The sequence below is a fragment of the Allobosea sp. GW821-FHT03A12 genome (assembly GCF_058986765.1).
Window position 1 is genome coordinate 139,104 of record NZ_JBYSVZ010000005.1, and the last position, 25,826, is coordinate 164,929.

A 25,826-nucleotide genomic window follows, 5' to 3' on the forward strand; every position below is an offset into this window, starting at 1 on the left:
CGAGGCGCGGCGGATCACTCCGCCGCGCTCTTCTGCGTGTAGCCGAGGCGCTGGTTGAGCTCTTCCAGCAGCTTTTCGGCCGCATCGGCGATGACGGTGCCCGGCGGGAAGATCGCGCTGGCGCCAGCTGAGATCAGGGCATCGAAATCCTGCGGCGGGATCACGCCACCGACAACGATCATGATGTCCGGCCGGCCGGCTTTGGCGAGCGCTGCCTTCAGCTCCGGCACCAATGTCAGATGTCCGGCCGCCAGCGAGGAGACGCCGACGATGTGGACGTCGTTCTCGACCGCCTGGCGCGCCGCTTCGTCCGGGGTGGCGAAAAGCGGGCCGATATCGACGTCGAAGCCGAGATCGGCGAAGGCCGAGGCGATCACTTTCTGGCCGCGGTCATGCCCGTCCTGTCCCATCTTGGCGACGAGGATGCGCGGGCGGCGCCCATCGGCCTCCTCGAAGGCCTCGCACATCAACTGCACGCGCGTCACGGCAGGGTTCATCTCGCCGACCTCCCGCTTGTAGACGCCCGAGATCGCCTTGATCTCGGCGCGGTGGCGCCCGAACACCTTCTCCATCGCCAGCGAGATCTCGCCGACGGTCGCCTTCGCCCGCGCCGCCTTGACCGCGAGGTCGAGCAGATTGCCGCCACCCTGCGCGCCATTGGTGAGTGCGGTGAGGGCGGCTTGCGCCTCGGCCTCGTTGCGTTCGGCTTTGAGCCGCCGGAGCTTGTCAAGCTGCTGGGCACGGACCGAGGCGTTGTCGACCTTGAGCACGTCGATGGCCGCCTCGTTCTCGGGCTTGTAGATGTTGACGCCGATGATCGATTGCTGGCGGCCGTCGATGCGCGCCTGGGTCTTGGCGGCGGCCTCCTCGATCCGGAGCTTGGGGATGCCGGCTTCGATCGCCTTGGCCATGCCGCCGAGCTTCTCGACCTCCTGGATATGGCCCCAGGCTTTCGCCGCGAGTTCGGCGGTGAGCCGCTCGACATAATAGGAGCCGCCCCACGGATCGATGATCCGGTTGGTGCCGCTCTCCTGCTGCAGCACGATCTGGGTGTTGCGGGCGATGCGAGCCGAGAAATCGGTCGGCAGCGCCAGCGCCTCGTCGAGCGCGTTGGTGTGCAGCGACTGGGTGTGCCCCTGCGTCGCCGCCATCGCCTCGATCATGGTGCGCGGCACGTTGTTGAACACGTCCTGCGCCGTCAGCGACCAGCCCGAAGTCTGGCAATGGGTGCGCAAGGGGAGGGACTTCTCGTTCTGCGCACCGAAATCCTTGACCAGCTTGGCCCAGATCAATCGGGCAGCCCGAAGCTTCGCCACCTCCATGAAGAAGTTCATGCCGATGGCCCAGAAGAAGGAGAGCCGCGGCGCGAAGACATCGACGCCGAGGCCCGCCTGCTGGCCGGCGCGGATGTATTCGACGCCGTCGGCCAGCGTGTAGCCGAGCTCCAGGTCCTGCGTCGCTCCGGCCTCCTGCATATGGTAGCCGGAGATCGAGATCGAATTGAACTTCGGCATGTTCGCCGAGGTATAGGCGAAGATGTCGCCGATGATCCGCATCGAGGGCGACGGCGGGTAGATATAGGTGTTGCGGACCATGAACTCCTTGAGGATGTCGTTCTGGATGGTCCCCGAGAGCTTTGCCGCCGGCACGCCCTGTTCTTCCGCCGCGACGATATAGAGTGCCAGCACCGGCAACACGGCGCCGTTCATCGTCATCGACACGCTCATCTGGTCGAGCGGGATGCCGGAGAACAGCGTGCGCATGTCGTAGATCGAGTCGATCGCGACGCCGGCCATGCCGACATCGCCGCCGACGCGCGGGTGATCCGAGTCATAGCCGCGATGGGTGGCAAGATCGAAGGCGACCGAGAGACCCTTCTGGCCGGCGGCGAGGTTGCGCCGGTAGAAGGCGTTCGAATCCTCCGCCGTGGAGAAGCCGGCATATTGCCGGATCGTCCAGGGCTGGTTGACGTACATGGTCGGGTAGGGGCCGCGCAGGTAGGGCGCGATGCCCGGAAGCGTGTCGACGAAGGGCAGGCCGTCACGATCGGCCGCGGTGTAAAGCGGCTTGACCGGGATATCCTCTGGCGTTTGCCAGAGATCGCCAGTGCTCTGCGGAGTGGTCGCGGTCGCCGTCGTGTCGGCGAAGGCGAGCTTCGTGAAATCCGGGATCGCGGTCATGGCTTGCTCCCGTCTGGCCTGTCCCACCAATGGTGGAAATGATGCACCGGTCCGTGGCCGTGGCCAACCTTGACCGTGTCCGAGGCCGCGATCGCGGCCGAGATGTAGCGCTTGGCCAATGCCACCGCCTCGTTGAGGGCGATGCCGTGGGCTAGACCCGACGCGATCGCCGAGGACAGGGTACAGCCGGTGCCATGGGTGTTCTGCGTCGCGATGCGCGGTGCGACCAGACGCTCGCGACGGCCATCCCGGCCGATCAGGATGTCGACGCTGTCGTCGCCCGTGCCATGACCACCCTTGACCAGGACATTGGCGGCGCCGAGCGCGAGTAGTGCTTCGGCCTGCTCGGCTGCGGCGTCCTCGGTCTCCGCGGCAGCGGTGCCGAGCAGGGCGGCCGCCTCGGGCAGGTTCGGCGTGACGATAGTGCAGAGCGGCAGCAGGCGACGCTTCAGCGCCTGGATCGCGTCTTCGCGTAGCAAGCGTCCGCCGGAGGCCGCGATCATCACCGGGTCGAGCACGATGTTCTTGGCGTTATGGCGCTCGAGCCCGTCTGCGACGGTCTCGATCAGCTCTGCGGTGGCGAGCATGCCGATCTTGACCGCATCGACCGCAAGGTCGTCGAAGACAGCATCCATCTGTGCGGCGACGAAATCGGCCGGCACCGGGTGGATCGCTGTCACGGCGGTCGTGTTCTGCGCGGTCAGCGCGACGATGACACTGGCGCCATAGACCTGATGCGCGGCGAAGGTCTTGAGGTCGGCCTGGATGCCGGCGCCGCCGCTGGAGTCGGAGCCGGCGATGGTGAGGGCGATCGGCATGCTTATCCCTTGCTGGTGCTGACAGGGGATATGGCGAACGCCAGCGCATCCTGCAGCACGGCGATAGCGTCGCAGCCGGCGAAGATGAAGTTCGTCACCCCGGCATCGCGCAGCGCTGCCTCCTGGTCGCCCGGGCGGCCGGCGAGCCAGACGGTTGCGCCAGCCGCGGTCAGCGCTTTCGCAGCAGCGACTGCCTCGGCGGCATAGCTGTCATCCGAGCCGCACAGGCAGGCGAGCTTTGCACCGGAGGACCGGAAGGCCGCGACGAGCGTGCCGAGATCGGTCGCGCCGGCCTTGGCGAAGCCGTCGCCGGAGGGCGCGGCGATGCCGCCGGCCTCGAACAGGTTGCGGGCGAAGCCCGAGCGGGCGGTGAAGCCGGCGATCGGCCCCAGCGTGGCGAGGAAGGCCTTCGGCCGCTCGCCGGCGGCTTCTGCGATATCGGCGCTGGCCCGCAGCGCCTCGAATGGTTCGGCTAGGCGGATGCTCGGCAGCGCCTCAACCGTGATCGCGTCACCGGCCGCATCGCTGCTCGGCGCAACTGCCGGCAGTGACGCTAGAACCGACACCGACGCTTCCGACAGGTTCGGGAACTCGCTCGTGCCGGTGATCGGCTCGCGCCGGGTCGCGATCGCCTTGGCCCGGGCGTCGCGCTCCCGCGCCAGCCCCTTCTGGATATGGCCGTTGGCGAGTGCGCCGACGATACCGGTCAGGTCCCCGGAGCTTTCGGCTTCGAGGTCCTGGAACTTGCGCCAGCCCTGTTCGCATAGCGCCTGCGTCAGCGCCTCGAAGCCGCCGGCTCCCGCCGCCGGGTCGGCGACGCGCCAGAGATTGGCTTCTTCCAGCAGGATCAGTTGCGTATTCCGGGCTATCCGACGAGCGAAGCCATCGGGCAGGCCGAGCGCTGCGGTGAAGGGCTGCACGCCGATCGAGTCGGCGCCGCCGACGCCTGCCGAGAAGGCGGCGATCGTGCCGCGGAGCAGGTTCACCCAGGGATCGCGCCGGGTCAGCGAGCGCCAGGCCGTCTCGGCATGGATGAAGACCGGCTTGGGCTCTAGCCCGCAGGCGCGCTGTACCCGGTCCCAGAGCAGGCGCGCGGCCCGCAGCTTGGCGACAGTGACGAACTCGTCGGCATCGGCAACGAGGGTGAAGGAAATGGCATCGCGGGCTTCCGCGAGCGGGAGTCCTTCAGCTTCCAGCAGGCGCAGATAGGTCACCGCCGTGGCCAGCACAGCGCCGAGCTCCTGCGCCTCGGTTGCGCCGGCCTCATGCCAGATCCGGCCATCGGCGGCGAGGAAGGGACCGGCAAAGCCGCGCGCCTTCAGCGTAGCGATGGTCTCGGCAATGCGCTTGCCGAGCTCGGGCAATTGCACCGCGAGCGCGCCCGAGCTGGCGAGCACGCCGATCGGCTCCATGCCGAAATCGATCTGGAGGGAGAAGGGCGCGTGGCCGCGCTTCTCGACGAGCTCGGCCAGCAGCAATGCCTGCTTGCGCCCACCGGGCGCTGGATCGAGGCGCAGGCGGACGAGGTCGAGCATGACACCGTCAAGCGCCGTGTCGAGTGCATCCACGGAGGTCGTGGTCAGTCCGAAGCCGCGCGCTGCGGGCGCGCCGGCGAAGCTCAGGCTGAGGGAATCGGCACCGCCTTCCAGCTCGGCGAGGGCCAACCTTGCCGCCTCGCTGGTTTCCGGGTGATCGACCCGCGCCGCGACGCGCCAGCGTCCGGCCTCTGCGCGCAGGGGGCGTGCACCTTTTTCGGTTGCCGCCTCGTAGAGCGGTTCGATCCGGACACCATCCGCCGTCCGCCCGATCAGCTTCTTCTCGAAATCGGCGCCTTTCAGCACCTTGTCGACCGCGGCGCGCCATTGCGCTTCGCCCGGCGTGGCGAAGGCGTCCATGAAGGGCAGGTCGGCGAGGACTGTCGAGGTCATCAGCAACGAACTCCTTGCATGCGTTCCTCCCGCCGTTTCCATTCGGCGGTGGAGCACACGCCAGTTGGCGGCCCATTGTGCAACCGCGAAGTCCTGATTGCCATGGCTCGGCTCGAACGCAAATGCCCCCTTGGTCGGAAAGCCGTGCCGAAATGCCTATCTCCGCGACAGGGAACTCCTATGCCTGCAAATGAAAACGCCGCCCGGTAGGGCGGCGTTCCGGAAACTCGTGAGGGATACGTCGGCTCAGACGAACTGACCGAGGCCCGGGATCGCGCCGACGATCGCACCCATCGTGTCCTCGCCCGCCTGCTCGCGGCCGACGGCGAACATCTCCTTCGAGACGCTCTGAATCTGGCCCATCGACAGGCCCGCGCCCATCAGCTGGCCGCCGAGTGCCATCACGCCGCCGCCACCGCCCATCAGGCCGCCGATCGCACCCATCAGGCCGCCCTTGGCGCCGCCTTCGGCATCAGCCAGCTCCTGCGCGCCCGGCAGCGCCGCCATCAGCTGACCGATCTCAGCCGCGGGGCCTTCCTTCTGCAGGAACGCGAGGATGATGCCGATCGCCTTCTTGGCCAGCGACTCGTCGAGGCCGGAAGCGGCCATGATGCGGGAGATCAGTTCATCCATCGTGCGGTCCTCTGATGTTGAGCCTTCTGGTGCTCTGAAAATAGTTTACACATAAACTATCTGCGATGGAAGCGATCTTCATGCTTCCGCCCAACTTCTCGTTTCGCTACACCCGTTGCACGACCTTATGGCAACGGAACAGGCGCGACCATGGCGGATGACGGCACGATCCTGATCGGCAAGAGCGAGAAGCCGGAGGTGCTGCTGCTCAAGCTCGCCAACCGCCACGGCCTGGTCACCGGCGCGACCGGCACCGGCAAGACGGTGACGCTGCAGGTACTGGCGGAAGGTTTTGCGAAGCACGGCGTGCCGGTCTTCGCCGCCGATATCAAGGGCGATCTCTCCGGCATCGCCGCGCCCGGCAATTCCAAGCCGCCCTTCGTCAAGCGCGCCGAGGAGCTAGGGCTGAAATACGAGCCCGACCAGTTCAAGACGGTGTTCTGGGACGTGTTCGGCGAGCAGGGGCATCCGGTCCGCGCCACGATCTCGGAGATGGGGCCGCTGCTGCTGGCGCGCCTGCTCGACCTCAATGACACCCAGGAGGGCGTGCTCAACATCGCCTTCCGCATCGCCGACGAGCAGAAGCTGCTGCTGCTCGACCTCAAGGACCTGCGCGCGATCCTCGCCTTCATTGCCGAGAATGCGCAGGAGCTGACGACCAAATACGGCAACGTCACTTCTGCCTCGGTCGGAACCATCCAGCGCGCACTGCTCGTGCTGGAGAACCAGAAGGGCGACCTGTTCTTCGGCGAGCCGGCTCTCGACATCAACGACCTGATGAAGACCGACCGCGACGGCCGTGGCGTCATCAACATCATGGCCGCCGACAAGCTGATGGCCAATCCGCGGCTCTACGCCACCTTCCTGCTCTGGCTGCTCTCGGAACTGTTCGAGCAGCTGCCGGAGGTCGGCGACCTCGACAAGCCCAAGCTGGTCTTCTTCTTCGACGAGGCGCATCTGCTTTTCAACGGCGCGCCCAAGGCGCTGCTGACCGCGGTCGAGCAGGTCGTGCGGCTGATCCGCTCCAAGGGCGTCGGCGTCTATTTCGTCACGCAGAACCCGCTCGACATTCCCGACACCGTGCTGGCCCAGCTCGGCAACCGCGTCCAGCATGCCCTGCGCGCCTTCACCCCGCGCGACCAGAAGGCGGTCAGGGCCGCAGCCGAGACCTTCCGGCAGAACCCGAAGATCAACACCGAGCAGGCGATCACCCAGCTCGCCGTCGGCGAGGCGCTGGTCTCGACGCTGGAAGGCAAGGGCTCGCCGACCATGGTCGAGCGCTGCCTAATCGCGCCGCCGATGGCGCAGGTCGGTCCAATCACGCCGCAGGAGCGGGCGCAATGCATGCGCGACTCCGGCTTCACCGGGAAGTACGACACGATGGTCGACCGCGAGTCGGCCTATGAGGCGCTGATGAAGCGCAAAGGGATGAATGCCGACGGTTCGCCGGTCGAAGCCTCGACCGAAGGTGGCGGCGGCATCCTCGACACGATCGGCGGCTGGCTCGGCGGCCCGAAGGAGCGCCCGAAGACCGGGCCGGGTTCGCGCGGCGGGCCGCTGCCGCAGAGCATGGCCGAGAAGGTCATCACCTCGGCGGCGCGCTCGGCCGCGACCACGATCGGCCGGCAGGTCGGGCAGGCGATCCTGCGCGGCGTGCTCGGGAGTCTTACGGGCGGAAAGCGGTAATCGGTCTGCCGCCATGCGCGCGGACGACTGGTATCGTCCGCGCGACCGGGCATGATGGCGCCACCGGAATCAGCCTCCAGTGAGCGCCATGTCCCAGCTTCCTGCCATCCTCTCCCGCCTCGATGCCGATCTCGACGCTTCGCTGGCTCGCCTGTCGTCCTGGCTCGAAATCCCCTCGATCGGGACCGACCCGGCCTTCAATCCGCAGACGCGGCAGGCAGCCGAGTGGCTGCGTCGTGATCTGGAAGGCCTCGGCTTCAAGGCCGAGCTGCGCGAGACCGGCGGCCATCCGGTCGTGCTGGCGCATCTTCCGAAGCCCGGCGCGCCGCATGCGCTGTTCTACGGCCATTACGACGTCCAGCCGGTCGATCCGCTGGAGCTCTGGGACAACGATCCGTTCAAGCCGGTCGTGAAGGAGATCGAGCCGGGGCGGAAAGCGGTTTTCGCCCGCGGCGCCTGCGACGACAAGGGCCAGGTGATGACCTTCATCGAGGCGGTCCGGGCGACGCTCGCTGAGACCGGCGATTTGCCAATCGGCCTCACCATCCTGGTCGAGGGCGAGGAGGAATCCGGTTCGGTCAACCTGCCGGGCTTCATCAAGGCCAATACCGCCGAGCTGAAGGCCGATTTCGCGCTGGTCTGCGACACCGGCATGTGGGACCGCGTCACACCGCTGATCACCTCGACCCTGCGCGGCATGGTCTATCAGGAAGTGCGCCTGAGCGCGGCCGACCGCGACCTGCATTCCGGCCTGTTCGGCGGCGCGGCCGCCAACCCGATCCATGTCCTGACCAAGATCGTCGCCGAGATTCATGACGAGACCGGCCGGATCAATATCCCTGGCTTCTATGACGGCGTGCACGAGCCGACCAATGCCCAGAAGGCCGAATGGGCCGATCTCAACCTGACCGAGAAGGAATTCCTCGGCCAGGTCGGGCTGAAGCATTCGATCGGCGAGAAGGGCCGCATGCTGATCGAGCAGATCCAGTCGCGCCCGACCTGCGACGTCAACGGCATCTGGGGTGGCTATACCGGCGAAGGTTCGAAGACCGTCATCCCGGCCAAGGCCTCGGCCAAGGTCTCCTTCCGCCTCGTCGGCGACCAGGATCCGGAGAAGATCGCCGCGACCTTCCACCAATTCGTGCGCGAGCGCCTGCCGGAGGATGTCACCGCCGAGTTCATCAGCCATTCCGGCTCGCCGGCGCTGGCCGTGCCGGTCGATTCCCCCGTCCTGCAGAAGGCGCGCAAGGCGCTCGCCGAGGAATGGGGCGGCCGCGTCGTTTCGATCGGCAGCGGCGGCTCGATCCCCGTCGGCGGCGACTTCAAGCGCACGCTGGGGCTCGACACGCTTTTCGTCGGCTTCGGCCTCGATGACGATCGCGTCCACTCGCCGAACGAAAAGTACGACCTGTCCTCCTTCCACAAGGGCCAGCGCTCCTGGGCCCGCATCTTGCAAGCACTCGCCTCATGAAATCAGTCTGTGTCTTCTGCGGCTCGAGCCCGGGCCATGATCCCGTCCATGCCGAGGGCGCCCGCGCCATGGGCACCGCCATCGCCAAACGCGGCCTGACGCTGGTCTATGGCGGCGGCGCCGTCGGCCTGATGGGCATCGTCGCCAATGCCGCACTCGAAGCCGGCGGCGAGGTCCATGGCGTCATCCCGCGGGCGCTGCGCGAGAAGGAGGTCGGCCACAACAAGCTGACCCGGCTCGAGGTGGTCGAGACCATGCACATCCGCAAGGCGCGCATGGCCGAGCTCTCCGACGGCTTCATCGCCATGTCCGGCGGGATCGGCACCTTCGAGGAGATCTTCGAGATCTGGACCTGGAGCCAGCTCGGCATCCACGCAAAGCCGCTCGGCTTCCTCAACATCGCCGGTTTCTACGATCCGCTTGCGACGTTCCTCGACAACACGACCAAGGCCGGCTTCATGTGGCAGGCCCATCGCGACATGGCGATCATGGAGACCGATCCGGCGGCGCTGCTGGCGCGGATGGAGGCCTACCAGCCGCAGACCCAGATCAAATGGGTGGAGAAGACGGAGGTTTGATTACTCTCCGCAAGATAGGAATTTTATCCTTGACATCGTGACGCTGATCGGGTAGAGATCAGGAACGCTCACGAAATGTGCCTGAGACGGACGAAGCCGCCGCGCTGCCCAGCCGGCGGCTTTTGCGTGTCCGGGCGCAGTCATCCGCAACCATGCCCGTCATTCCGGGGCGACGCGAAGCGTCTAGCCCGGAATCCAGAACCGACAGACCATGGAAAGATGACGCGGTGCCGGCGCCGTCTTTTCCGGGTATGGCATCGGTTCTGGATTCCGGGCTCAAGCCTTCGGCCTGCCCCGGAAAGACGGCGCGGTTCGCGAACCGAGGTTTCCGATGACCGACGAAAGTGACGAGAGCGCCCCGGCACGGCCGGCGGCGAAGCGCAAGCCTGCACGGAGCGGCGGCCGCAAGGCCGTGATTAGCAAGCTCTGGAAGGCGGCGCAGACGCAGCTCGAAGCGCATGAGGCGCACCTGGCCGAGCTGCCGGCTGGTACTGCGGCGAGCGAGACCGACGCCAAGACGCTGGCGACGCTGGCGCGCACCGTGCGCGAGCTGGTCGCGCTGGATTCTGCCGCAGCGGGGGAGGGAGGAAAGTCCGAGGATGACCCCAGTCCAGCCGAAGGATTGCGCCGGGTCGATGAGCTGCGCCGAGAGCTGGCACGACGCATGGAACGCCTTATCGCCGATCACGCAGGTGAAGCTGTTCCTCAAGCTCCTGCCGGATCTGACGCCGGAGCTGGTTAGGCTCGTCGATCAGGAGTGGACTTACTACGGACGGCCCGACCAGAAGTCCCGCCGCCTGCCGCCTTGGTGGACCTGGCTCGTTCTTGGCGGCCGCGGCGCCGGCAAGACACGCTCCGGCGCCGAGTGGGTCAAAGGCATGGCATTGGGGCTAGCCCCGATAGCGCGCGAACCCGTCGGCCGCATTGCTCTTGTCGGCGAAACACAGGCGCAGGTTCGCGACGTGATGATCGAGGGCGTCTCGGGATTGCTCGCGATCCATCATCGCTGGGAGAAGCCGGTCTGGTCGCCGTCGCGGCGCCGGCTCGAATGGGGCAATGGCGCGATTGCGCAGGTGTTCACCGCGGAGGACCCGGAAGGGCTGCGCGGACCGCAATTCGGTGCCGCCTGGTCCGACGAACTGGCGAAATGGCCGAACCTTCAGGAGACCTGGGACATGCTGCAGCTCGGCTTGAGGCTCGGCGACCGGCCGCGCCAGGTCGTGACGACGACGCCGCGTCCGCTGCCGCTGATCAAGCGGCTGCTCGAGGATCCCAGGGTCGCGGTCAGCCGGGCGGCGACCCGCGCCAATCGCTTCAACCTGGCGCAGAGTTTTCTCGACAGCGTGCATCAGGCCTATGGCGGCACCCGGCTCGGCCGGCAGGAACTGGAAGGCGAGATCGTCGAGGAGAGTGCCGATGCGCTCTGGAGCCGGGCACTGATCGAGGACTGCCGCGAGCGCGAGGCGCCGCCGCTGGCGCGGATCGTCGTGGCGGTCGATCCGCCGGCTTCATCGTCGAAGCGGGCCGATTCCTGCGGGTTGGTGGCGGCCGGGATCGACCGCGACGGCATCGGCCATGTGCTGGCGGATGCGACCCTTGCCGGCGCCAAGCCGCATGAGTGGGCCGCCGCTGCTGTCGCGCTCTATCTCCGGCTGGAGGCCGATGCGCTGGTCGTCGAGGTCAACCAGGGCGGCGAGATGGCGACAAGCGTCATCCGCGAGGTCGACCCCGGCGTGCCGGTGACGCCGGTTCGGGCCTCGCGCGGAAAATTCCTGCGGGCCGAGCCGGTGGCGGCGCTCTATGCGCAAGGCCGGGTCCGCCATGCCGGTGCGTTTCCGGCGCTGGAAGACGAGATGTGCGATTTCGGCCCGACCGGGCTGAGCTCCGGCCGCTCGCCCGACCGGCTCGATGCGCTGGTCTGGGCGTTGACGCATCTGATGCTCGGGCCGAAGGGCCGGCCGCGGGTGAGGGGGCTTTGATCTGGCCGTCATTCCCGGGCGGAGCGTAGCGCAGACCCGGGAATCTCAGGACCAGCTCTCGGCACGAGATGCTCGGGTCAAGCCCGAGCATGACGCGCTTTTCAACAGCGAGAAACCCATGCTCAATTTCCTTCGCAGCCTGCGTGGCCTTGCCGCGCCGGAACAGAAGCGCTCGCGCGTCGGGCCGCTGATCGCCCTGCACGAGGCCGGCCGCCCGGTCTGGACGCCGCGCGATTATGGCGCCCTGGCGCGGGAGGGCTACCAGCGCAATCCGGTGGTGCATCGCTGCGTCCGGCTGATCGCCGAGGCGGCGGCGCAGACCCAGCTTATCGCCAAGGTCGGCGGGCGCGAGATGCCGGAGCACCCGGCATTGGCGCTGATCGAGCGGCCCAATCCGCGCCAGGGCGGCATCGCCTTCTGCGAGATGCTCTATGGCCACCTGCTCGTTGCCGGGAACGGCTATGTCGAGGCCGCCAGCATCGGTCGCGAGCCGCGCGAGCTCTATGCGCTGCGGCCCGACCGGATGCGGGTGGTGCCGGGCCGCGACGGCTGGCCGGAAGCCTATGACTACACGGTCGGTGCCCGGACGGTCCGCTTCCGCCAGGATGAGGGCGCGCTGCCGCCGATCCTGCATCTGTCACTGTTTCATCCAGTCGACGACCATTACGGGCTCTCGCCGGTCGAGGCGGCGGCCTGCTCGCTCGACGTCCACAATGCCGCCGGCGCCTGGCACAAGGCGCTGCTCGACAATGCGGCGCGGCCTTCCGGCGCGCTGGTCTATGACGGCCCGGAAGGCGGCACGCTGACCGAAGCCCAGTTCGAGCGGCTGAAGCAGGAGCTGGAGGACAGCTTCCAGGGCGCGCGCAATGCCGGGCGGCCGCTGCTGCTCGAAGGCGGGCTCGACTGGAAGCCGCTTTCGCTCACGCCGGCCGAGCTCGACTTCGTCGCCGCCAAGGGCGTCGCCGCCCGAGAGATCGCGCTCGCCTTCGGCGTGCCGCCTTTGCTGCTTGGCCTGCCCGGCGACAACACCCATGCCAATTTCGCCGAAGCCAATCGGGCCTTCTGGCGTCAGACGCTGATCCCGCTGGTCAGGCGCACGGCGCAGTCGCTGGCGCAATGGCTCGGCCCGGCCTTCGGCGATGCGCTTACGCTCGAGCCGGATCTCGATGCGGTCGAGGCGCTGGCGGAAGAGCGGGAATCGCTCTGGCGGCGGGTCTCTGCCGCCGGTTTCCTCAGCGAGGACGAGAAACGTGAGGCGGTCGGCTATGGCCGCCGGGAGGTGTCGTCATGAGCCCGTTCGATGAAGCCGCAGCAGGGATCGTCGCACGCGGCGATCTCGGCCATCTCGCGCTGCTGCTCTGGGCCTTCTGCGCCTCGGGGCTCGCGCTCTTCGCCTTACGCGAGCTGATCGCCGCTAACCGGCGCTTCGACGAGTTCGTGCGCGAATTCGCCCGCTTCAACGCTCGCTACGAAGGAGGGGATTCATGAGCAAGACCGGTGGCAAATCGCCGCCCAGGCCGGCTCCGGCAGCCGTCAGATCGGGTGTCAACGCGCCGCGCCCCGGCCGACAGCCGCGCGACGTGTTCGGCCGCTTCTTCGAGACGCTCGGGCAGCTCGACGCCAATGGCCGCGGCGGGCGGGGAGGGGCGCGATGAAAACAGCGATGCCCCGTTATCCCGCGCTCGCCCGCGAGGCCAAGTTCCTGGCGCAGGCGCTGGCCCGGATCGAGCCGGATGGCGCTTTCGAGGGCTATGCCAGCCTGTTCCGCATCGCCGATCTCGGCAAGGACGTGGTCGAGCCCGGTGCGTTCCGCGACAGCCTCGCCCGCCGCGGCGCCGGCGGCATCCGGATGCTCTGGCAGCATGACCGACCGAGCCGATCGGCCGCTGGCTCGAACTGCGCGAGGATTCGCGCGGCCTCTATGTCCGCGGCCGGCTCTCGCTCGCCGTGGCGCGGGCCCGCGAGCTGCACGCGCTGATGCGCGACGGCGCCGTCGACGGGCTCTCGATCGGCTTCCGCTCGCAGCGTGCCCGCAGCGAACCGCGCACAGGCCTGCGTCGGCTGGAGAAGGTCGACCTCTGGGAGATCTCGCTCGTCACCTTCCCGATGCTGCCGCAGGCAAGGGTCAGCGCCGTCAAGGCGCTGCGCCCGCCCTGCCGCGCTGCCTTCGCCTGAAAAAAACACCCGAAGCCGCAGAACCACAGGAGATTCCATGACTGCGCTGAACCAGGCTCCCGAGACCAAGGCGACCGGCGAGGCCGCCGCCATCTATGACGATCTGCGCTATACGCTGGAGGCCTATCGCGCCACCAATGACGAGCGCCTGGCCGAGCTCGAGACCCGCATGGGCGGCGACGTGCTGACCGGCGAGAAGCTCGCCCGCCTCGACGACGCGCTCGACGAGACCCGCCGCCGGCTCGACCGGCTGAGCCTCGACCGCAGCCGTCCGGCGCTCGGTGTGAGCGAGGAGCGCGATCCCGCCGTCGCCGAGCACAAGGCCGCCTTCGCGTCCTATGTCCGCCATGGCGAGGCGACCGGGCTGAAGCGGCTCGAAGCCAAGGCGCTCTCGGCCGGCTCCGGCCCGGATGGCGGCTACCTCGCGCCCTCGACCGTCGAGGGCGAGATCCTGCGCCGCCTGGCGACTGTGTCGCCGATCCGTTCCATCGCTACGGTGCGCACGATCTCCTCCGGCACCTACAAGAAGGCGTTCTCGACCACCGGTCCGGCTTCCGGCTGGGTGGCGGAGACGGCGGCGCGTCCGCAGACCGGCACGCCGACGCTGGCCGAGCTCTCCTTTCCGGCGATGGAGCTCTATGCCATGCCGGCAGCGACGCAGACCCTGCTCGACGACGCCATCGTCGACATCGACCAGTGGATCGCCGAGGAGGTCGAGAGCGCCTTCGCCGAGCAGGAGGGCGCCGCCTTCGTCACTGGCGACGGCGTCGACAAGCCCAAGGGCTTCCTGGCCTATCCGACCGTCGCTGATGCGAGCTGGAGCTGGGGCAATATCGGCACACTGAAGACCGGCGTCGCCGGCGCCTTCGCCGCCTCGAACCCGTCCGACATCCTGGTCGACCTCGTCTATGCCCTGAAGGCCGGCTATCGCCAGAACGCCAGCTTCGTGATGAATCGCAAGACGCAAGCGGCGGTGCGCAAGTTCAAGGACTCGACCGGCCAGTATCTCTGGCAGCCGCCGGCCGCGGCGGGCGCGCAGGCGACGCTGCTCGGCTTCCCGGTCGTCGAGGCCGAGGATATGCCGAACGTCGCGACGGATTCGGTCTCGATCGCCTTCGGCGACTTCCGGCGCGGTTATCTCGTAGTCGACCGAGCGGGCGTGCGCATCCTGCGCGATCCCTACTCCGCCAAGCCGCATGTGCTGTTCTACACGACCAAGCGGGTCGGCGGCGGCGTGCAGGATTTCGCCGCGATCAAGGGGCTGAAGTTCTCGGCCTGAGCGCTCGTTGCGGCCGCGTCAGCGGCCGAACCACCAGCTGTAGCTCGCGCTCGGGCGTGCATCCTCGCTCGCCTGGCGCGGCTCGTCGCCATAGTTGAGCAACCGCTCGCTCGCTTCGGCGATCCAGGCGCGATGCTCGCTGATCGGGGTGATGGCGGTGAAGCCGCCGCAGATCATCTTGACCCGCGAGCTCAGCGGCCCGCTCGACCAGGAGACGATGCCGACGAGATCGCGCGAGCCGGATGGGCCACGCAGCACCGGCCCGCCGGAATCGCCGCGGCAGGCGCCGGCGCCGAGGACCTCGCCACGGTTCTCAGTGTCGACCGCGACCTTGACCGTATTGGCGGTGGTGTAGTTGCCGGCGTTGACCAGGGTGACCTCGCGCAGGGTGCGCGCGGTCTTCTTGTTCGTCTCGGAGGCGAGGCCGAAGCCCGCCATGGTCACGGTCTCGCCCTGCCACAGGCCGCTGCCGAGCGTCAGCGGCTGGATGTCGGCCGGCAGCGGAGCCGCAAGGCGCAGGAGCGCGAGGTCCGCTCCCGGCTGGGTGCGCGGCGTCGTGCCGGGCACGAAGGTCGGATGCGGCAGAACGGCTGCGACGGCATGTGTGCGGTTGCGGAAGCGCTTGTCGAGGCTGATCACCCGCACCGAGCCGCCGGTCATCAGGCAATGCGCCGCCGTGAGCACGAGCTCGGAGGAGATGGCGGCGCCGGAGCAGAGCTCGCCGCGGCTGGTCTCGACCCGCAAGGTCGAGGCCCGCACGCCGTCGACGGCTCGCGATTGCACGCCGCCGATCACGGCTTGTGCCGGCGCCGTCATCTGCAGGCCGCTGCATAAAGCGATCGCGACGGTCGCTGCGCGTTTCGAAGTTATCATGGTCGAGGCCGTCGTTGCCATGGTGCCAGTCTAGGGTTTGCTGCAGCGCAGTCCAGTGCTCTTCGTAGCCACAGGCCGATCAGGGAGCGGTCGTCCAGTTAGCGCTCTCGCTCCAGCTCGACAGCGTCCGATCGATCCAGCCGCGCTGCGGCGCCACGAGTACGCCCTGGCTGAGCAGGCCGCATTGCTTGCCGGACGGCCCTGTCGACCAGCTCGATACGGCGACGACGCCGTCCGAGCCTGCGACGATCGGCCCACCGGAATCGCCCTGGCAGGCTCCGGCGCCGGGGCGCTTGCCGCCGGTCGCAGGGTCTGACGCCCAGAGCAGAATCTTGCCTGGCCCGTAAGGCTCGACCGTGGCGAGCGCGGCCGAGCGGTAGGTGCCGGTCGTCTTCGCCTCGCCTTCGCGGGCGACGCCGTAGCCTGACAGCGTGACCGACGATCCGGCCCGCGGCAGGCCGCCATCGACCAGCGTCGCGGGCGAGAACCGCGCCGGCAGCGGCGCGCTGAGCCTGATCAAGGCGAGGTCGATCGAGCGCTGCCGGTTCGTGACGGATTTGGCGTTGAACTCGGGGTGCAGCGCGATCGCCGCCGGCTCGACCAGCACCGGCTCGCCGCCTTCGCGCCAATGGATACGCAGGTCGATGCGGGAATCGGCGCAATGGGCAGCGGTGAGGATGGCGCGCTGCGACAGCACGATGCCGGTGCAGACGCCGCCGCGCGCATTGAGAACCATCACGGTCGCGCCGGCAAGAGGACCGCCCTCGCGCCCACCGACCACAGCCGAGGCCGGCCAGGGCGCGGCAAACGCCGCCAGGGCCATCAGTCCAATTGCCGTTCTGACACGCATCGAGCCGTCTCCGCTGTCGGGCCGGGCTCGATAGCGCATCGCCGGCGCCGTTCAAACCGGAAAAGAGGAGAGGCCATGACGCCGATCGCCCTGACGCCGCCGGCCATCGAGCCGGTCTCGCTGTCGGAAGCCAAGGATTTCCTGCGCATCCTCACGGACGACGAGGACGAATTGCTCGGCACCTTGATCACGGCGGCCAGGTTGATGATCGAGGCCGCCTCCGGCCGTCTGCTGATCGAGCAGAGCTGGCGTATCGTCCTCGATGCCTGGCCGTTGGGCGGCGAAATCCGCTTGCCGCTCTCACCGGTACGCAGCCTCACCGCGGCGCGGGTCTTTCCTGCGAGCGGGCCGGCTGAGGTCGTTGCCTCTTCGTCGCTGGCGCTGGTCGCCGGCTCCGATCCGCCGCTGATGGCGATCGTCGGTCCGGTTTCGTCGCTCGGCCGTGCGCGTGCCGCGATCGAGATCGACCTCGTCGCCGGCTTCGGCGCGACGCGCGACACTGTGCCGGCGCCGCTGCGCCAGGCCGTGCTCAGGCTGGCTTGCCGCTGGTTCGAGCATCGCGGCGACGTTGTCAGCCGTGATGCTGCCCGGCTGCCGGCCGAGATCGCCGCGCTCGTTGCCCCCTTTAGACGCGTGAGGCTGTGATGATCAGGGAGACCGGCAAGAGCCGGCCTGTCGGCACTCTGCGTCGCCGCCTGCTGCTGGAGGCGCCGGTTGAGACGCCCGACGGCGCCGGCGGGCAGTTCACCAGCTTCGAGACGGTCGCTGCGGTCTGGGCTCAGGTCGAGTGGCTTTCGGGTAACGAGCGCTGGCGTGGCGAGCGGCCCGAGCAGGCGGCGAGCCACCGCATCACCCTGCGCTGGCGGTCCGATGTCGATGCCGGCCGGCGCCTGCGCGATGGCGAGCAGGTTTTCGATATTCGCGCGGTCGGCGATCCCGATGGTGGCCGCCGGCGCCTCGTCTGCCTGGTCGAGGAGGTCAGCCGATGAGCGATGCCATCCTGCCGCTGCGGCGTGCTGTGCACGCGCATCTTTCCGCCGACGTCGGGCTGACGGCGCTGATCGGGTCCGGGCGCATCCATGACGAGCCGCCGCGGGCTGCGAGCGGGCTCTATGTCGTCCATGGCGAGGTCGCGGCCGCGGACTGGTCGACCGGCAGCGATCGCGGCTGCGAGCAGAAGCTCTCGCTCGTCGTCTGGGCCGGGGAGAGTACGTCCTCGCGCAAGGCGCTCGAGGCGGCGGCGCGCATCGTCGCGAGCCTGGAAAGCGCTGCGCTCGCGCCGGAAGGCCACCGGCTGGTCAATCTCGGCTGGCTGTCCTCGAAGCTCGCCCGCGATCCCAAGACCCATCTGCCGACGGTGACGCTGACCTTCCGGGCCGTCACCGAGGCGCTCTGACCACAGGAAAGGACCGCCCATGCCTGCCCAGAAAGGCAAGGACCTCTTGCTCAAGGCTGCCGATGCCGGAGGCAGCTTCGTTACCGTGGCGGGCCTGCGCGCTCGCCAGATCGCCTTCAATGCCGAGGCGGTCGACGTCACCCATGCCGAGTCGGCGGGGCGCTGGCGCGAATTGCTTGCGGGGGCTGGTATGCGCCGCGCCAGCATCAGCGGCGCCGGCATCTTCAAGGACGAGGCCTCGGATGCGCTGGTCCGCCAGATCTTCTTCGACGGCGCGATCCGCGACTGGCAGGTGATCGTGCCCGATTTCGGCGTGATCACCGGGCCGTTCCAGCTCTCGACCTTGGAGTATCGCGGCGATCATGCCGCCGAGGTCACGTTCGAGCTGTCGCTGGAATCGGCGGGCCAGCTTTCCTTCACGCTCGCCTGAGGGGAGGCCGCATGGTCAATCGCTACAGGGGCGAAGTCGCCCTGATGGTCGAGGGGCGGGCGCTGCCGATGCGGCTCACCCTCGGCGCGCTCGCCGAACTCGAGGACGCGTTTTCGGTCGAGAACCTGCCGGCATTGGGCGAGCGCTTCGCCGCCGGCCGGCTCTCGGCCCGCGACATTACTCGCATCCTGTCGGCGGGCCTGCGCGGCGCCGGGGGCGCGCTGGCCACGGACGAGGTCGCGGCGCTGCCTTTCGATGGTGGGCTCAACGGCGCCATCGCCGCGGCGATCGCTCTGCTCGATGCGACCTTCGCGCCGGCAGGCGAGGGGGCGGATGTCCGCCCTCTGTCGCCGCCGGTGGCTTGAGGGCTCCGGCGGCGGTTCCGTTTCCGTGGCGCGAGGTGATGGCCTTCGGGCTCGGGCGCTTGCGCTGGACGCCGGACGCCTTCTGGGCGGCGAGTCCGCGCGAGATCATCGCCGCGATCGACGCCCATCGGCCGCCCCAGGCGGGTGAACCGCCTTCGCGAATGACGCTGGATGAGCTGATGCGGGCTCATCCGGACCCCGTTTCCCATGACGACGATTGGAAAGGCCGCGCCGATGGCTGACGAAGACGATTCCTCCTCTTCCTCCTTCGATACCGGCGGCCTGCGTTCGTTGAACACGCTGACCCAGAGCCTGACGAAGTCGGCGCAGGCCTTCGGCAAGTCGATCACCACGGCTTTCGCCAGCGGGATCGTCGAGGGCAAGCGCTTCGAGGATGTGCTTCGCAGCATCGGCAGCTCGCTGAGCCAGAGCCTGCTGAAATCGGCACTGAAGCCGCTGCAGAACACGATCTCGAGCTGGCTCGGCTCCGGCATCAACAGCCTAGCCGGGCTCTTCACCGGAGGGATGGGCGGCGGTGGCGGCAGCGCGCCGGTCTCCTTCTTCGCCGATGGCGGTGTCGTTGCGGCTCCCTCCTATTTCGCCATGGGGCGAGGGCTCGGGCTGATGGGCGAACGCGGGGCGGAGGCGATCATGCCGCTGTCGCGCGGCCCCGACGGCAAGCTCGGCGTGCGGGCCGGCGGTGGCGGCGATCGGCGCCCGGTCAGCGTCACCGTCCAGGTCTCGACGCCCGATGCGGACAGCTTCCGCCGCTCGGAGGCGCAGGTCTCTGCAGCGATCGCGCGGGCCGTGGCGCGCGGCAATCGCGCTCTTTGAGGCACGGACCATGACTGGACAGGGAGAGGCGGCATGAGCGGCTTCCACGAGGTGCGCTTTCCCACGGGGATCGCGCGCGGCGCCCGCGGCGGGCCGGAGCGGCTGACCCAGGTCGTGACGCTGGCCTCGGGCCGGGAGGTCCGCAACAGCCGTTGGGCCCATTCGCGCCGGCGCTACGATGCCGGCTTCGGCATCCGCACGCTGGATGCGTTGGCCGAGGTCGTCGCCTTCTTCGAGGAGCGGCGCGGCCGGCTCTACGGCTTCCGCTGGCGCGACCGGCTCGACTGGAAGAGCTGCGCGCCCTCGGCGACGCCCGCGGCGAGCAACCAGCAGATCGGCGTCGGAGACGGCGCGACGCGGGTCTTCCAGCTCTGCAAGCTCTATGGCGGCCTGCACGCGCCCTATGTCCGCCGCATCACCAAGCCCGTCGCGGGGACGGTGCTGATCGCCGTAGACGGCGTCGTGAAGCCCCAGCCGGCGGCCGTCTCCTGCGATCATGCCAGCGGGCTGATCACCTTCGTCGTCGGACAGGCTCCGCCGGCCGGCTCCGTCGTCAGCGCCGGCTTTGCCTTCGACGTGCCGGTTCGCTTCGACACCGATGCGATCGAGGTCGACCTGTCGGCCTTCGAGGCCGGCGACATCCCCAAGATCCCGATCGTCGAGATCGCCGATTAGAGGCCTGCCATGCGGACATTATCCTCCGGACTCGCCGCGCATATCGCCGGCGAGGCGACCACGCTGTGCCGCTGCTGGAGCCTGACCCGCCGCGACGGCGTCGTGCTCGGCTTCACCGATCACGATCGCGATCTTTCCTTCGACGGCGTCCTGTTCCGCGCCAATGCCGGGCTGGAAGCCGCCGAATCCAGCTCCGAGCTCGGCTTCGCGACCGGCGGCGGCGAGGTGCTCGGAGCCCTGGCGGCGAGCGGGCTCCGGGAGGAGGATCTCTCGCGCGGCCTCTATGACGATGCCCGTGTCGCGCTCTGGCTGGTGAACTGGGCCGATCCCGGTCAGCGCACCCTGCTGGAGACCGGCTTCGTCGGCGAGGTGAAGCGCAGCGACAGCAATTTCACGGCCGAGGTCCGGGGACTGGGCAAGGCCTTCGACGAGGAGCGCGGCCGGCTCCATACCGCGGGCTGCTCCGCCGATCTCGGCGACGCCCGCTGCGGCGCATTGCTGCTCCAGGCCCCAGGCATGGTCGCTGCCACGGACGGCCGGCTCACGATCACGGCACCAGTCCTCGGCGGCTTCCAGGACGGGCATTTCAGCGGGGGGCGGCTGGCTTTCGAGGCGGGCCAGAATGTCGGCTTCGCGACCGAGATCCGCAGCCATCGCAATGCCGACGGCGCTATCGTGTTGCAGCTCTGGCAGGCGGCGCCACGCCCGATCGCGGTCGGCGATGTCTTCATGGCCTTTCCCGGCTGCGACAAGCGCTTCAAGACCTGTCGCGAAAAATTCGGCAACGGCGTCAATTTCCGCGGCTTCCCGCATCTGCCGGGCAACGACTTCATTATCGGCGGCACTGGTGCGGGCGATCCTGGCGCGGGGCCGTTCGACGGCGGGAGCCTATTCCGATGACCGGTGCCGATGCGACGCGGGCGCGCGTGGTCGCGGCGGCGCGCCGCTGGCTCGGCACGCCCTACCATCACCAGGCCTCGCTGCGCGGCGTCGGCTGCGATTGTCTCGGCCTGGTGCGTGGTGTCTGGCGCGAGCTTTACGGCGGTGAGCCCGAGCCGACGCCGCCTTACTCTCCTTATTGGGCGCAGCAGGGCGCGGGCGAGACGCTGGCTCTGGCTGCCGAACGTCATCTCGTCCCGATCGATCCCTTAGCCGCACGACCCGGCGACGTCCTGCTCTTCCGCTGGCGGACGCATCTGCCGGCGGCGCATTGCGCCGTCCTGACCGAGCCCGACCGTATCCTGCACGCCCATGACGGCGCGGCGGTCGGCGAGGTCGCCTTCACCGGCTGGTGGCGGCGCCATCTCAGCCATGCCTTCGCCTTTCCGGAGCTCGACGCCTGATGGCCACGCTTGTTCTGCAGGTTGCCGGTTCGGTGCTGGGTGCCGCCGTCGGCGGCCCGTTCGGCGCCATGATCGGCCGCTCGCTCGGCGCGATCGCCGGCGCGACCCTCGACCAGAGTCTTTTCGGCGGCAGCGGCGGTGGCACGCGCATCGTCGAGGGACCACGCCTCAAGGAGATTGATGGCCTCGCCTCGACGGAAGGCGCGCCGATCCCACGGGTCTACGGTCGGGCCAGGCTCGGCGGCCAGCTGATCTGGGCGACGCGCTTCGAAGAGGAGGTGACGACCACCGTAACCCGCACGAAAAGCGGCGGCAAAGGCGGCCAGAAGGCACAGAAGACTTATGAGACAACCTACAGCTACTACGCCAATCTTGCGGTCGCGATCTGCGAGGGCCCAATCGCCTTCGTGCGTCGCATCTGGGCCGACGGGCGAGAGGTCGATTTCACGACCGTACCGCTGCGCATCCATCGCGGCTTCGAGGACCAGGAACTCGATCCGCTGATCGCCGCCAAGGAGGCCGGCGCGGCGCCGGCCTATCGCGGCACGGCCTATGTCGTGTTCGAGCGCTTTCCGCTGGCCGACTACGGCAATCGCGTTCCGCAATTCTCCTTCGAGGTGGTGCGCGCGGTGCCGGGCCTCGGCCAGATGATCCGGGCGGTGACGTTGATCCCCGGCGCGAGCGAATTCATCTACCAGCCGACCCTGGTCAATCAGGAGCCTGAAGCCGGCGTCAGCATCGCCGAGAACCGGCATCAATTGCACAGCGCCACCGATATCGAGGGCGCGATCGGCCATCTGCTGGCGCTCTGCCCGAACCTGCGGCGCATCTCCCTCGTTGTCAGCTGGTTCGGCGACGATCTGCGCGCCGGCTCCTGCACTATCGCGCCGCGCGTCGAGATCGCCGACAAGAACACGCCCGACGCGCCTTGGTCTGTCGCCGGCCTCGACCGGGCGAGCGCGCGCGTCGTCAGCCAGTCGAGCGGCCTGCCGGCCTATGGCGGCACGCCTTCGGACGAGAGCGTGATCGCGCTGATCCGGCGGCTGCGCCATGTCTACGGTCTTGAAGTGGTGCTTTACCCCTTCGTGATGATGGACGTCCCCTACGCCAACAGCCTGCCCGATCCACACACCGGCAACGCCTCGCAGCCGCCTTATCCCTGGCGCGGCCGGATCACCTGCTCGCCGGCGCCGGGCCAAGCCGGATCGCCTGACGGCACACCGATCGCGACCGGGCAGATCGTGAGCTTCCTCGGCACGGCCACGGCTGCGGATTTCTCGCTCGACGGCGACAAGGTCATATGCGCGCGACCCGACGAGTGGAGCTTCCGTCGCGCCGTGCTGCATGCGGCGATGCTCGCCAAGGCGGCCGGCGGCGTCGAGGGCTTCATCATCGGCTCCGAACTGGTCGGCTTGACGCGGGTGCGCGGGGCGCCCGGATACTATCCGATGGTCGCTGGCCTCACCGCGCTCGCGGCCGAGGTCCGCGCCATCCTGCCGCCGCCGGTCAAGTTGACCTATGCTGCCGACTGGACCGAGTACGGCGCCCATGTCCGCGACGGCGGGCTGGAGGTGCGCTTTCCGCTCGATCCGCTCTGGGCGAGCGCGCATATCGATGCGATCGGCATCGACTATTATGCGCCGCTCTCCGATTGGCGCGACACGCCAGATCATGCCGACCTGTCGATCGCCCGCGGCCCAGCTGATGTCGATTATCTGCGCCATCGCCTAACCGCGGGTGAAGGCTATGACTGGTACTATTCTACCCTCTCCAGCCGCTATGCGCAGACGCGCCTGCCGATCACCGACGGCGCCTTCGGCAAGCCCTGGATCTTCCGGCCGAAGGACCTGCCGAACTGGTGGTCGAATTCGCATGTCGAGCGCTTCGCCGGCTTCGAGATCGGTGCGACCGGCTGGCTGCCCGGCTCGAAGCCGATCTGGTTGACTGAGGTCGGCCTGCCCGCCGTCGACAAGGGCGGCAATTCACCGAACGTCTTTCCCGATCCGAAATCGATCGATGGCGGCTATCCGCATTTCTCGACGAAGGCGCGCGATGACCTCGTCCAGGCGCGTGGGCTGGAGGCGATTCTCTCCGGTTTCGATCCGGCGCTGCCCGGCTTTGACCCCCTGCGCAATCCGACCTCTTCCTCGTTCGGCTCGCGCATGGTCGATCCCGCCAATGTTTTCGTCTGGACCTGGGATGCACGGCCGTTTCCGGCTTTTCCTGACCTGACCTCGGTCTGGGCGGACGCAGCGAATTACGAGACCGGCCACTGGATCAATGGCCGCCTCGAAGGCATGACGCTCGACCGGCTGGTCCGAGCGATCCTCGCCGATTACGGCCTGCCGGCACCGGATGAGCTTGCGATCGACGGTTTTGCCGATGGTTATGTCCTCGACCGGCCGATCTCGGCGCGGCAGGCGCTCGAGCCGCTTGCCCAAGCCTTCGGCTTCGACGCCGTCATTTCCTCCGGCAGACTCGCCTTCCGTGGTCGTGCCGCGACGATCGCGCGGGCGCTGTCAGTCGATGACCTTGTGCTCGATCGCGACGGCCAGCCCTTCGAACTGCGCCGTGCGCAGGAGAGCGAGCTGCCCCGCGAACTGCGCCTGGTCCATATCGACGGCAACAACGACTACCGTCAGGCGACGGCCCGTTCGCGCCGCCTCGCCGGTGCCGCACGGCGGGAGAATGCCGTCGAACTTCCCGTGGTCACGCGTCGGGCGGAAGGGCAACGGCTCGCCGATCAGCGGCTGCAGGAGGTCTGGGCGGGCCGCGAGACACTCGAACTGGAGCTGTCGCCACGTTGCATCGATCTCGAAGCGGGCGACGTGGTCTCGCTGGAGGTGGCCGGCCAGCCGCGCCTGTTCCGGTTGACGCGCATCGGCGATGGCCCGACCCGGCGTGCCGACGCGCGCTCAGTCGAGCCGGCGATCTATCGCAGCGCGGCCGCGGGAGCGGCAGAGCCGCGCCCGCCGAAGGTGACGCCGCGGATCGCGGGGCGGCCGGATGCGCTGATCCTCGACCTGCCGATCGTGCGGGAGACGCCGCCGCCCTTGCAGTCGCTCGCAGCCTTCGCCGATCCCTGGCCCGGCGGCCTGGCGATCTGGCGGGCCGCCGAGGGCATGCCCTTCGCCCTGGCCGGCGTCGCCTCGGCGCCGTCGGTCATGGGCGAAACCTTGACCACGCTTGCGTCGGGGCCGCTCTGGCGGACGGATCGGCGTGCTTCGGTCGATATCCGCCTTCGCGGCGGCGGTCTTGCCTCGGTCGCAGCGGAGGAGGCGCTCGCCGGCGGCAATGCGCTCGCCTTCATCGACCCGGCCGGAGAGGTCGAGATCGTGACGGCGGCGCGGGTTGAATTGATCGGCACGCGGACATTCCGGCTGTCGCAGATGGTGCGCGGGCTCGGTGGCTCGGAGCCGGCAGCGGCGCGGATATTGGCCGCAGGGGCGCGCGTCGTCGTTCTAGATGGTGCCGCGGTGTCGCTGACGACGAGCCTCGACGATGTTGGCCGGCATCTGCGCTACCGGGTCGGGCCGCCCAATGCCGATGTCGCGTCCGCATCGATGCGCGAACTTTCCGCGACGGTCGGCACCGCACCGCTACGGCCGCTTGCGCCTGTCCGCTTGCGGGCAAGGCGGTCGCCGTCTGGTATCGCCTTGAGCTGGGTCCGGCGCAGCCGTGTCGGCGGCGATTCCTGGGAAGCGGTCGAGGTGCCGCTCGGCGAGGAGATCGAACGCTACCGCGTGACGATCCGCGCCGGAGGCACGACCGTCAGGATCACGGAGGTCGGCACGCCGGCGATGCTCTATGAGACGGCGCAGGAACTCGCCGATTTCGGCAGTCCCCAGGCCACGTTGGACGTCGAACTGGCGCAACTCAACGTTGTTGCCGGTGTCGGCCTTTCCCGCCGTGGACACATTGCCGTGCGCTGAGCTAGCCTCGCACTGATGTTCATGGCGCATTCACGCGTACCGGGCTAGCCCAATGGCGATGATGCTGCTCGACCCCAACATCGCGATTCTCGCGCTGGTGACCGCGACCGCTTCGCCGGTGGAACCGGTCGACGCGGCGCCGCCGATCGCCTGCCTGTCGGCCCAGGAAACGCGAGAGGCGGTGTCGGACGGCAAGGTCATGCAGCCCGCAGCCGCCTCCCGCCATGCCCGCGAGGCCGCGCCTGGAGAAGTCCTGCGGATTCGGCTCTGCCGCCAGGGCGACGAGTTCGTCTATGTGGTGACGACGATGAAGCGGGACGGCCGCGTCGCCCGTGTCACGCTCGACGGTGCCTCGGGCAAGGTGGCGGATATCCGCTAGTTCGGCTATGCCGCGTTCCTGA

At 68.6% G+C, this 25,826-nt stretch carries 27 protein-coding genes and 1 pseudogene; 22 read left to right on the forward strand and 6 right to left on the reverse strand.

Going from position 1 to position 25,826, the window contains the following annotated elements:
* Positions 1 to 14 precede the first annotated feature (14 nt).
* The 4 genes from scpA to AC3WLC_RS19250 all read right to left on the reverse strand — a co-directional run bounded on the left by scpA (position 15) and on the right by AC3WLC_RS19250 (position 5,559).
* Positions 15 to 2,180, reverse strand: coding sequence for a methylmalonyl-CoA mutase (scpA, locus tag AC3WLC_RS19235; protein WP_493685523.1), 2,166 nt, complete (start codon positions 2,178 to 2,180; stop codon positions 15 to 17).
* Positions 2,177 to 3,004, reverse strand: a complete 828-nt coding sequence (thiD, locus tag AC3WLC_RS19240) for a bifunctional hydroxymethylpyrimidine kinase/phosphomethylpyrimidine kinase (protein ID WP_493686087.1) — start codon at positions 3,002 to 3,004, stop codon at positions 2,177 to 2,179. Before thiD ends, scpA begins: the two co-directional genes overlap by 4 nt.
* Complete coding sequence (locus tag AC3WLC_RS19245) at positions 3,001 to 4,926, reverse strand: methylmalonyl-CoA mutase family protein (protein WP_493685524.1); 1,926 nt, start codon at positions 4,924 to 4,926, stop codon at positions 3,001 to 3,003. The genes thiD and AC3WLC_RS19245 overlap by 4 nt, the downstream gene beginning before the upstream one ends.
* A gap of 246 nt (positions 4,927 to 5,172) precedes the next feature.
* A complete protein-coding gene (locus AC3WLC_RS19250; RefSeq protein ID WP_493685525.1) occupies positions 5,173 to 5,559 on the reverse strand; it encodes a DUF2267 domain-containing protein in 387 nt (128 codons plus the stop codon).
* Between the two features lie 150 nt (positions 5,560 to 5,709).
* On the opposite strand from AC3WLC_RS19250, the gene AC3WLC_RS19255 reads away from it, so the two are divergent.
* The 10 genes and pseudogenes from AC3WLC_RS19255 (at position 5,710) to AC3WLC_RS19300 (ending at position 14,727) form a co-directional block, all read left to right on the forward strand.
* Positions 5,710 to 7,245 carry a helicase HerA-like domain-containing protein gene (locus tag AC3WLC_RS19255; RefSeq protein WP_493685526.1) on the forward strand — a complete coding sequence of 512 codons (1,536 nt, stop codon included), beginning with the start codon at positions 5,710 to 5,712 and terminating at the stop codon, positions 7,243 to 7,245.
* A gap of 88 nt (positions 7,246 to 7,333) precedes the next feature.
* A complete protein-coding gene (locus AC3WLC_RS19260) occupies positions 7,334 to 8,716 on the forward strand; it encodes a dipeptidase (RefSeq protein ID WP_493685527.1) in 1,383 nt (460 codons plus the stop codon).
* Positions 8,713 to 9,294 carry an LOG family protein gene (locus AC3WLC_RS19265; protein WP_493685528.1) on the forward strand — a complete coding sequence of 194 codons (582 nt, stop codon included), beginning with the start codon at positions 8,713 to 8,715 and terminating at the stop codon, positions 9,292 to 9,294. Before AC3WLC_RS19260 ends, AC3WLC_RS19265 begins: the two co-directional genes overlap by 4 nt.
* A 331-nt stretch (positions 9,295 to 9,625) precedes the next feature.
* Positions 9,626 to 10,036, forward strand: coding sequence for a hypothetical protein (locus AC3WLC_RS19270; protein WP_493685529.1), 411 nt, complete (start codon positions 9,626 to 9,628; stop codon positions 10,034 to 10,036).
* Positions 9,930 to 11,273: a DNA-packaging protein gene (locus AC3WLC_RS19275; RefSeq protein ID WP_493685530.1), complete on the forward strand. Its 1,344-nt coding sequence runs from the start codon at positions 9,930 to 9,932 to the stop codon at positions 11,271 to 11,273. Before AC3WLC_RS19270 ends, AC3WLC_RS19275 begins: the two co-directional genes overlap by 107 nt.
* A gap of 118 nt (positions 11,274 to 11,391) precedes the next feature.
* The gene (locus tag AC3WLC_RS19280) at positions 11,392 to 12,564 is read left to right on the forward strand and encodes a phage portal protein (RefSeq protein ID WP_493685531.1); all 1,173 of its coding nucleotides are present in this window, start codon (positions 11,392 to 11,394) and stop codon (positions 12,562 to 12,564) included.
* Positions 12,561 to 12,761 (forward strand): hypothetical protein, encoded by a 201-nt coding sequence (locus AC3WLC_RS19285; RefSeq protein WP_186418980.1) that lies wholly within the window; start codon positions 12,561 to 12,563, stop codon positions 12,759 to 12,761. The genes AC3WLC_RS19280 and AC3WLC_RS19285 overlap by 4 nt, the downstream gene beginning before the upstream one ends.
* Complete coding sequence (locus AC3WLC_RS19290) at positions 12,758 to 12,928, forward strand: hypothetical protein (RefSeq protein WP_493685532.1); 171 nt, start codon at positions 12,758 to 12,760, stop codon at positions 12,926 to 12,928. The genes AC3WLC_RS19285 and AC3WLC_RS19290 overlap by 4 nt, the downstream gene beginning before the upstream one ends.
* A gap of 8 nt (positions 12,929 to 12,936) precedes the next feature.
* Positions 12,937 to 13,448: pseudogene (locus AC3WLC_RS19295) on the forward strand (HK97 family phage prohead protease).
* A gap of 37 nt (positions 13,449 to 13,485) precedes the next feature.
* On the forward strand, positions 13,486 to 14,727 hold the full coding sequence (locus tag AC3WLC_RS19300) for a phage major capsid protein (protein ID WP_493685533.1): 1,242 nt from the start codon (positions 13,486 to 13,488) through the stop codon (positions 14,725 to 14,727).
* An 18-nt stretch (positions 14,728 to 14,745) separates the two neighbouring features.
* Here the strand turns inward: AC3WLC_RS19300 and AC3WLC_RS19305 are convergent, their stop codons facing one another.
* Together AC3WLC_RS19305 and AC3WLC_RS19310 are read right to left on the reverse strand one after the other, a co-directional pair.
* Positions 14,746 to 15,600: a S1 family peptidase gene (locus AC3WLC_RS19305; RefSeq protein WP_493685534.1), complete on the reverse strand. Its 855-nt coding sequence runs from the start codon at positions 15,598 to 15,600 to the stop codon at positions 14,746 to 14,748.
* Between the two features lie 79 nt (positions 15,601 to 15,679).
* Positions 15,680 to 16,450, reverse strand: a complete 771-nt coding sequence (locus AC3WLC_RS19310; protein ID WP_493685535.1) for a S1 family peptidase — start codon at positions 16,448 to 16,450, stop codon at positions 15,680 to 15,682.
* Between the two features lie 75 nt (positions 16,451 to 16,525).
* Here AC3WLC_RS19310 and AC3WLC_RS19315 point away from each other — a divergent pair, with 75 nt between their 5' ends.
* From AC3WLC_RS19315 to AC3WLC_RS19370, 12 genes are read left to right on the forward strand one after another with little or no spacing between them, the layout of a single operon-like run.
* Positions 16,526 to 17,095, forward strand: a complete 570-nt coding sequence (locus AC3WLC_RS19315; protein WP_493685536.1) for a head-tail connector protein — start codon at positions 16,526 to 16,528, stop codon at positions 17,093 to 17,095.
* Complete coding sequence (locus AC3WLC_RS19320; protein ID WP_493685537.1) at positions 17,095 to 17,439, forward strand: phage head closure protein; 345 nt, start codon at positions 17,095 to 17,097, stop codon at positions 17,437 to 17,439. Before AC3WLC_RS19315 ends, AC3WLC_RS19320 begins: the two co-directional genes overlap by 1 nt.
* The gene (locus AC3WLC_RS19325) at positions 17,436 to 17,846 is read left to right on the forward strand and encodes a DUF3168 domain-containing protein (RefSeq protein ID WP_493685538.1); all 411 of its coding nucleotides are present in this window, start codon (positions 17,436 to 17,438) and stop codon (positions 17,844 to 17,846) included. The genes AC3WLC_RS19320 and AC3WLC_RS19325 overlap by 4 nt, the downstream gene beginning before the upstream one ends.
* 19 nt (positions 17,847 to 17,865) lie before the next feature.
* Positions 17,866 to 18,276: a phage major tail protein, TP901-1 family gene (locus AC3WLC_RS19330; RefSeq protein ID WP_091831012.1), complete on the forward strand. Its 411-nt coding sequence runs from the start codon at positions 17,866 to 17,868 to the stop codon at positions 18,274 to 18,276.
* Positions 18,277 to 18,287: 11 nt separating this feature from the next.
* Positions 18,288 to 18,641 carry a gene transfer agent family protein gene (locus AC3WLC_RS19335; RefSeq protein ID WP_493685539.1) on the forward strand — a complete coding sequence of 118 codons (354 nt, stop codon included), beginning with the start codon at positions 18,288 to 18,290 and terminating at the stop codon, positions 18,639 to 18,641.
* Positions 18,638 to 18,883, forward strand: coding sequence for a phage tail assembly chaperone (locus tag AC3WLC_RS19340; protein WP_493685540.1), 246 nt, complete (start codon positions 18,638 to 18,640; stop codon positions 18,881 to 18,883). The genes AC3WLC_RS19335 and AC3WLC_RS19340 overlap by 4 nt, the downstream gene beginning before the upstream one ends.
* A complete protein-coding gene (locus AC3WLC_RS19345) occupies positions 18,876 to 19,475 on the forward strand; it encodes a phage tail tape measure protein (RefSeq protein WP_493685541.1) in 600 nt (199 codons plus the stop codon). The genes AC3WLC_RS19340 and AC3WLC_RS19345 overlap by 8 nt, the downstream gene beginning before the upstream one ends.
* Positions 19,476 to 19,508: 33 nt before the next feature.
* Complete coding sequence (locus tag AC3WLC_RS19350; protein ID WP_493685542.1) at positions 19,509 to 20,150, forward strand: phage distal tail protein, Rcc01695 family; 642 nt, start codon at positions 19,509 to 19,511, stop codon at positions 20,148 to 20,150.
* 9 nt (positions 20,151 to 20,159) lie between these two features.
* Complete coding sequence (locus AC3WLC_RS19355) at positions 20,160 to 21,050, forward strand: phage/gene transfer agent baseplate hub protein (RefSeq protein ID WP_493685543.1); 891 nt, start codon at positions 20,160 to 20,162, stop codon at positions 21,048 to 21,050.
* Positions 21,047 to 21,493, forward strand: coding sequence for an NlpC/P60 family protein (locus tag AC3WLC_RS19360; protein ID WP_493685544.1), 447 nt, complete (start codon positions 21,047 to 21,049; stop codon positions 21,491 to 21,493). Before AC3WLC_RS19355 ends, AC3WLC_RS19360 begins: the two co-directional genes overlap by 4 nt.
* Positions 21,493 to 25,425, forward strand: coding sequence for a baseplate multidomain protein megatron (locus AC3WLC_RS19365; RefSeq protein ID WP_493685545.1), 3,933 nt, complete (start codon positions 21,493 to 21,495; stop codon positions 25,423 to 25,425). The genes AC3WLC_RS19360 and AC3WLC_RS19365 overlap by 1 nt, the downstream gene beginning before the upstream one ends.
* A 52-nt stretch (positions 25,426 to 25,477) precedes the next feature.
* A complete protein-coding gene (locus tag AC3WLC_RS19370; protein WP_493685546.1) occupies positions 25,478 to 25,804 on the forward strand; it encodes a PepSY domain-containing protein in 327 nt (108 codons plus the stop codon).
* The last annotated feature ends 22 nt before the right edge of the window (positions 25,805 to 25,826 follow it).